Below are 6,967 nucleotides of genomic sequence, written 5' to 3'. Positions count from 1 at the left end.
CAATATATTTCTTACTCATGGGAAGACTTGGTAGGAGTTAGTGCATACAAAAGCCGGATTTTTTTAGCTTAGCCCTTATTACTACCCATCAAACTACCTTTGACAGAGTACTACGTGGGTACGTGTCAATCAACGTAGGCTTTTGATAGTTCGTGGTTCATAGCAATGAACCATCCAACTTCTCCGCCCGAAAAATTTTGTAGATAGTTAAAATCCAAGTCTATGATTGCACAATGGGTCTAGGGAGCCGAAACCAAAATCGGGAACCTCGTTCACTACGGGGTGAATAACCAATACTGCCACCCCAGCGTTCAACCGTAATCCGACAAAAATAAAGTCCTAAACCGGCTTTGCCAGCTTTCTCTGTACCTTGAGAAAATTTTTGAAACAAATTTTTTGAAAGCTCCGGCGGTACACCAAAACCCTCATCGTCCACACTCACCAAAATAAATTCTCCATCTTCTTTGAGATTAACTGTCACAGTAGAACCAGATGGACTATGTCTAAGAGCATTTTCTACTAAGTTAAAAAGAACTCTCTCCAAACGCGAGTTTTCCCCAACTACCTTCCAATCTTTCGAGCTATTGATGTCAGCAGCCAATTGCAACTGCATTTTATGGAATGTAAAAGTTGGTAATAAAGCATCCACCACTTCCACTGCACAAATCATTGCATCTGGAGCGTGAGCAGGATCGAGTGAAAAAGCCTCTAGTGATTTTACCTCGGCAGAAAATGCCTTCAATATTTCCTGAATCAACATCTCTTGCTTGGTACATTGCTTCCTCCCGATTTCTAGGCGTTCTCTGCCTTTTGGTGTCAAATTGTCTAAAGCAAGAAGTGCAAAGCAGCAGTTAAGTCCCGTTAGTTGTCCTGCTATGTCGTGTACAAAGCAGTGAAGTAAAATTTCTTTTTTTTGTATTTCTTTAATAAGATGTTGATAAGTTAGATTATTTTGTCTAGCTTTCTGGATCAGAGACTGTTTTTCTTCATAAGCAAATCCCAAACACTCAATCAAGAGTATTTTCTTATCTTCCAGACAAACGGCTGATGCCTCTAGATGGCATTCGTTTCCCAATATATTAATTTCAGTCCACAGCCCGGATTTTAGGGGTTCTGTACCCTTTTCTTCCCAGAAATGTTCAGCATCGATGAGAAAGTTATCCAGAAAAGGGAATTGCTGACCCAAATTTAATCTATCCGGTTCCTGCGTAGTATTTACATGGAAATTATTAAACCAATCCGGCATCGTCCCAACTATTGTAAAAAATCCATTATCCAGGCGTTCTAAAATTACAATATTCAGGGCGGCAAAAAGCTCGTTTGTAATAGATTCTTTCATTATTTTACCAGGCAAGAATAAGTTCGTATAGGTTCAACAATTCCTTTCAATAGAAGGAAATTATCTAAAAAATATTTTTTCATCTCATCAAGCTCTTGAAATGTATTTTCGTCGATGAGAATCTCGCTGGGACGTGCCTGACTTTCCAAGCAAGCTGCTAAATTAACATAGTAGCCAATAGCAGTGAACATTCTGCTACCTTTGCTACCCAAAATACCGAAAGTAACGGGTCCCGAAGCGATACCAATAGCGATTTCGAGAGTTAAACCAAGCTCGCCTTTCCTCGCTTCACCTATCTCTGCAATGGCCTCAATTATGTCTCGTGCAGCTTTTATTGCCTGATTTTTAGGACATCCCGTTGAGGCAATAACCCCGAAGAAAGCCGTTATTACATCTCCAGTTATTTTATTGACTATCCCAGCTTCATCAATAAGTATCTGTATCATAATAGGGATACATAAATTTAATGTTTTAAAAACTACTTCAGGAGGGTTGTTTTCACTGTAAGAAGTGAGTCCACAAATATGGATGGAAAGAATAGTAACATCCCGTCGTTCTCCTCTGTCTTGAAAGGTTAGAACTGCTTGTGGCAATTGGGTAATGTCCTTTCCAAAATATTGATTTAATATTTTCCAGTATTCCTCTCGCAAAAGGTTCAATTCGTTTCCTTGTTGTTGCATCAGACGGTGCTGGCTTTCTTCCAAAGTTGCATCTAATAGCAATACCCAGTCTCTCTCTTCTCCAGGTACAAGATGGACATCTGCGGAAAGTCCATATTCCGTTTTCATGCAAGGGATACAGATAGGAGAACCGTTCAGGGGAAAAAGACCTTCTAGAAAAAAGACTTGTTTCCCGATATATTCTCCTTTTTGCAAATCATTCACTCCATAGGCTTCCAGTTTCCCACCCCAATCTGACAAGCGACCATCTTTTTCTACCAGGAGATAGGCTGGAGAACGATTTTCAACAGCCAAAGTGTGAATATAATTCAGAATTGGCGAAGGGAGGTCAAGCATCTATGCCTCTATCATTTTCTTCGCAAGCGTTAGAAAAGCTTCTTCTACACCTAAACCTGTTTTTGCGCTGCTTTTAACGACTAGCCAACCTCTTTCTACTATTTCGTCCATTGCCGTATCATCAATATCCCATTCCTCCGTCAAATCCCATTTGTTGAGTACCAAAATGAAGGGAAGGGTGCCAATCGTATCTTCTACTCTTTTTTGAAGTGTAAAAGCTTTATCTAAGGTAGTACGGCGGGTTCCATCAGCTACCAGGAAATAGCCTGACGAACCCCGCAGGTAGGACATCCGAACTTTTTGAAATTCGTCTTCTCCATAAAGATCCCAAAGAATGAGATTTAATTCTTTCCCTCCAATATTGAGTGATTTTTTATCAATTTTTACTCCAACAGTTGTTTGATAAGTATCAGAGTAAATACTTTTAACAAAACGTGAGACTAAACTCGTTTTTCCGGTGGCGAATGCACCCACCATACACATTTTTTTCTGGATCATTACTGAGTTATTTCTCTCCCGGAGGTATCAGTTATTTTTACCTTGAAAGAGACGCTGCGATTCAATGATCGATCCTGTTGGGTCGTTTCTTTATCCAAAATTTCTTTTGTGCCTACACCCACCGCAGAAAGATTGGTTTTCTTTATTCCTTGCGAAACTAGAGTAGAAAGGATGGCATCGGCACGCCCTTGGCTTAGGAGCATATTTCTCTGCTCTGAGCCTATTTTGTTAGCGTGTCCTAAAATTTCAATTTGGACATTTTTACCTAAATAAGACGCGGCATTTGTAAGTTTTTTAACTTCTTTTATAAGGTTCTCTATCATGATCTCCTGGTCAGGTTCAAGTTGTGTACTTCCCTCTGTAAAAAAGAGTAACTGCTTTTCGATCTTGTTTTCACTAAGCTCAAGTTCTTTAAGTTCCATCTCAATAAGGTTTTTTTCGTCAAATTTATTAATTCCGGGAATTGCTCGCACCAGTTTTCTGGTTTCAATAATCCATTGATAAGGAGCAGAACCTTTAGCACGAAGAGTGCCCTTTTCATCAACGATTAAAGATACAGTTGCCGGAGGTTGAAGCAAGTCTTTCGCTCTAATTTCAGTAAATTTTGGATAAAAAGATAAGTAAGGCTCCCAGCGGCTAATAACTATTTTGGGATTAATATTTGATTCTTTCATGATCTTGATTGGATCTGCCGCCAAAGGATCTCGAAGTCCGGAAATAAAATATTTTCCCCGACGTTTCTCGGAAGTAACTACGGTCATTCCTGGCTGGGCATTTAATTTTTCCAAATACGCTGTCCATCGCTGTTTCTCTGTGAAGTCAAAAAAGAACCAGCTACCCAAAGCTATTAATATAGAGCTTAATAAAATCCATAGAACAGGAGAAGGTTTTGTCTTTTTGGGTTGATACTGGGCCTGAAAGCAATCTTCAAGATAAAGCGTGCTGCCTTCAAAGGGAGCAGTATCTCCCTCAAACGAATTAAATTTTTGGTCGTATTTGAGGTGAATTTTTTCTATTACTTCTTGGAAAACTAACTTAAATTCTTTGGGTGCATTTCCCCGGATAATCCCTGCTAATATTGCCTGCGGACCAGGTTCAATCCAGATAGTGAGTTCGCCAAACTGCAACGTTTCTAGGGAATCGCCGGTTTGTACGCTAAAAGAGTCTTGGACAAAATCCCGGATCGCTGTTAACATCGCTGAAACTAAGTCTGCATCCTGAGCGGCTACGTTTGGCGCTACTACGTGCTGAAGTAACAATCCAGTTTTTTTATGAATCAAAAAAACTTGTTCAACTCGATAGAGAAGAGTGCGGAGAAGAACAACTTCGGCAAATGATTTTCCTGTCTGTAAAGCTTCCAATCTCCACTTAAAGCCTTGTGGAGACAAGCTGTGTTCAACAGTTTGATTGAGGGACTGGACTGTAGTTTCCAGAGCTGTAGCGATCGCTTTGCGCGTGGCCGGGCCGATTACGGGGAAAATCGCCTCTGACAGGATATTCAGGTCTTTTGTGACCGATAAATGAATCGCTTCTTCAACCGTTGGCACGATTGCTTCGCTTAGCTGCTTATCTCGCATTGTCCGTAGGATAATCGCCTCTGGAAGCAGTTGGCTGATATCCTCTGCATGAATATTGGGATTATTTAGTCGCTCATGCAGTTTATCAAGTTCGCTTTGCTCAAAACCAAGAAGCAAACTCCGAAGTTCTGAGAGATCCTCGTTCGTTGAAAGATTATTTTCTGGAGTATTGCTAGATAAATCATGGGTAGAAGAGTCAGCCATTGCTCAAATCCCCCTATTCACAACTAAATTATTATGCCGACATCAGATGAGGGAGCTAGAGCGATTTAGTAGTCTATGGACGGATAATTTTGGATTCCCCCCTTAAAAATCTCTTTTGTAGAAAAATTATTCATTTCGAGAAATTCCCGGTTGAGTGTTAAGTCTCATTGCTAGTTCTGCAAACAGAGATGCCAGAGTTGAACGGTCTGTTTTATCCTTACGAAGTTCTTGGGCTTCTCGTTCAAGCGCAGCCAAAAGTTCTTCATATTTTTGCCTAATCTCATCGTCCAAATTTTTAGATTGCTCTAGAATCTGCTGACGTAACTCTCGCTCTTTCGTTGTAGTTTGTTCATCCAGTTGCGCGAGCTTCTTTTCCAAAGAACCAATCAAGTTTTTTAATTCCTGAGAAAGCCCTTTTACTGATTCGTCTCGTTCTGATTGCTCAGTTTTTAATCGGTCAGTTATAGATTCAAGTTCTTTTCGGAGGTAGTTTTCAATATTATCTAAACGTTTTCTCGTGTCATCGCGTAAGTTAGTGGATTCTTTCACTAAACGTTCTTCCAAACGAGCAAACCTTTTTTCGTATTCTCGCGTCTGATTCCCAAAAAGAATATCTCTGACTTTATCGAGATTTCCACTTTCTGTCCCATTTACACTAGGAAGCGAGGAATCACTTTTAGACTGAATTGGATTTGTTTGAGCGGATTCCAATTCTATATAATTGATGTAATTTTCTTCCGAAGAACTCATAAATTTAATCCTTTATTAAAGAGACTTATTGTTGTCTTATCTTCTTGTTTTTTAGGCAAGGAAGAAGTGGTTTATGGCGGCAAACCAGTAAATCGAGTTGTCTTCTAGAGCGCAAAAACCTCGCTTTTCGTACATTAAGACTTTACCCTAAAGGTCAGCGTCAGTAAATGCAAGGGCTAAAAGGACTGCCACAAGTATAAAAAAATCTATATTGCAAAGAACGGAAGGCTAGCCTTTTGCATCTTCCGTTACCATTTCCGTAAGGGGTGAACAAGGCACAAGCTAAAGTTGTTTCTGCCTTTACTGCTATCTTGCCTAAGAAAGTCAATACTTATGAGAAAGTTGTAACAAACCAAAACATATATTGATAGCCTCTGCGCCCTAAGAAAACTCACCTAATAAATCTCTGCAAAGTTCCTCAGAATACATCATTTTTGTTTGTTCTTCTTCCCCTTGGCTCCCACTAGAGATGCAAAGCCTTGGTAAACGCCAATCATTAAGGCGAGGACTGTTACCATCGGGTGTCTGGACTTTGGCGGATCTACCCGTTGTATGGTGCTGGTAGAGGTTCCAGACGAGCGATCGCCTTGGTCTTGTGCGGCAGCGGCTTTGATGTCGTCAGTGCGCGGTATTCCCTGCTTTGCCCTCGCTTCTTCACTAAGGGGTACGGCATTCTTAGAGGGGACAATTCGAGAGCCGTACTTGTTGGCATAGACTTGAGTAAATTCGGCACCGAAAAAGAGAATCTGGGCGGAATAATTTACCCACAACAGCAGCACTACAAATGAGCCAGCTGCGCCGTAGGTTGAGCCGACACTGCCATTGCCTAGATACAACCCCAGTAAGTACTTACCAATGGTAAATAGTAAAGAGGTAATGGCGGCACCGATCCACACGTCACCCCAGGCAATTTTCGCATCTGGCAAAATTCTAAACATCAGCGCGAACAGCACCGTCACGACGCCGAAGGAGATGAAAAAGTTTAGGGCTTGCAGGAAGGGCAAACCGGGTATCAAGTGGCCCAAATAGTCGCCTACTGATGTCAAGCCGGCACTCAAGATCAACGAAACTAAGAGCAAAAAGCCGATGCCCAGTACCATTGCAAAGGACAAAAATCGGTCTTTGATAAAGCCTTTGATGCCGCGTCCAGGCTTGGGGGCGACTTCCCAGATGGTGTTGAGTGAATCTTGCAGCTGACCAAAAACGCCGGAGGCACCGAACAGGAGGAGACCAACGCTAATCAGAGTGGCAATTGTGCCTTCCTCTGCCTTGCGAGAATTTTGGATCATCTCTTGGACAGCTTCAGCACCCTGCTTGCCTAGCAATTCTCGAAGTTGCGTAACAATTCCCCCCTCAGCGGCTTCTTGTCCAAATACCAAAGCCGCGATCGCGATCGCAATAATAACTAGCGGTGCCAAAGAAAACACGGTGTAATACGCCAGCGCCGCCGCTAACCGCGATGCCTTATCTTCTTGCCACTCCGCAAATGTGTCTTTAAGCAGTCCTACTATATCTTTTGGCTTCATAACTAACTTCTAGTCTGCACTACCACTCTTCTTTGAGTTTGCAGCGCCTTGTCAAGA

Annotated in this window: 6 protein-coding genes; all 6 read right to left on the bottom strand. The window is 41.6% G+C overall.

Annotation, left to right across the window (positions count from 1 at the left end; translation table 11 throughout):
- Positions 1-220: 220 nt before the first annotated feature.
- Positions 221-1,339: a HAMP domain-containing sensor histidine kinase gene (locus NC994_RS25490; RefSeq protein ID WP_190433714.1), complete on the bottom strand. Its 1,119-nt coding sequence runs from the start codon at positions 1,337-1,339 to the stop codon at positions 221-223.
- Positions 1,339-2,355 (bottom strand): adenylate/guanylate cyclase domain-containing protein, encoded by a 1,017-nt coding sequence (locus NC994_RS25485; RefSeq protein ID WP_190433713.1) that lies wholly within the window; start codon positions 2,353-2,355, stop codon positions 1,339-1,341. The genes NC994_RS25490 and NC994_RS25485 overlap by 1 nt, the downstream gene beginning before the upstream one ends.
- Entirely contained in the window at positions 2,356-2,853 is a 498-nt protein-coding gene (locus NC994_RS25480) for a Rab family GTPase (protein ID WP_190411309.1), read from the bottom strand.
- A complete protein-coding gene (locus NC994_RS25475) occupies positions 2,853-4,634 on the bottom strand; it encodes an OmpA family protein (protein WP_190433711.1) in 1,782 nt (593 codons plus the stop codon). Before NC994_RS25475 ends, NC994_RS25480 begins: the two co-directional genes overlap by 1 nt.
- A 126-nt stretch (positions 4,635-4,760) precedes the next feature.
- Complete coding sequence (locus NC994_RS25470) at positions 4,761-5,384, bottom strand: OmpH family outer membrane protein (protein WP_190433709.1); 624 nt, start codon at positions 5,382-5,384, stop codon at positions 4,761-4,763.
- Between the two features lie 428 nt (positions 5,385-5,812).
- Positions 5,813-6,910 carry a YihY/virulence factor BrkB family protein gene (locus NC994_RS25465; RefSeq protein ID WP_190411306.1) on the bottom strand — a complete coding sequence of 366 codons (1,098 nt, stop codon included), beginning with the start codon at positions 6,908-6,910 and terminating at the stop codon, positions 5,813-5,815.
- Positions 6,911-6,967: the final 57 nt, after the last annotated feature.

The sequence above is a fragment of the Trichocoleus sp. AS-A1 genome, assembly GCF_039962015.1.
GTDB lineage: Bacteria > Cyanobacteriota > Cyanobacteriia > Cyanobacteriales > FACHB-T130 > FACHB-T130.
This window is presented reverse-complemented; position numbering and strand designations above follow the sequence as displayed.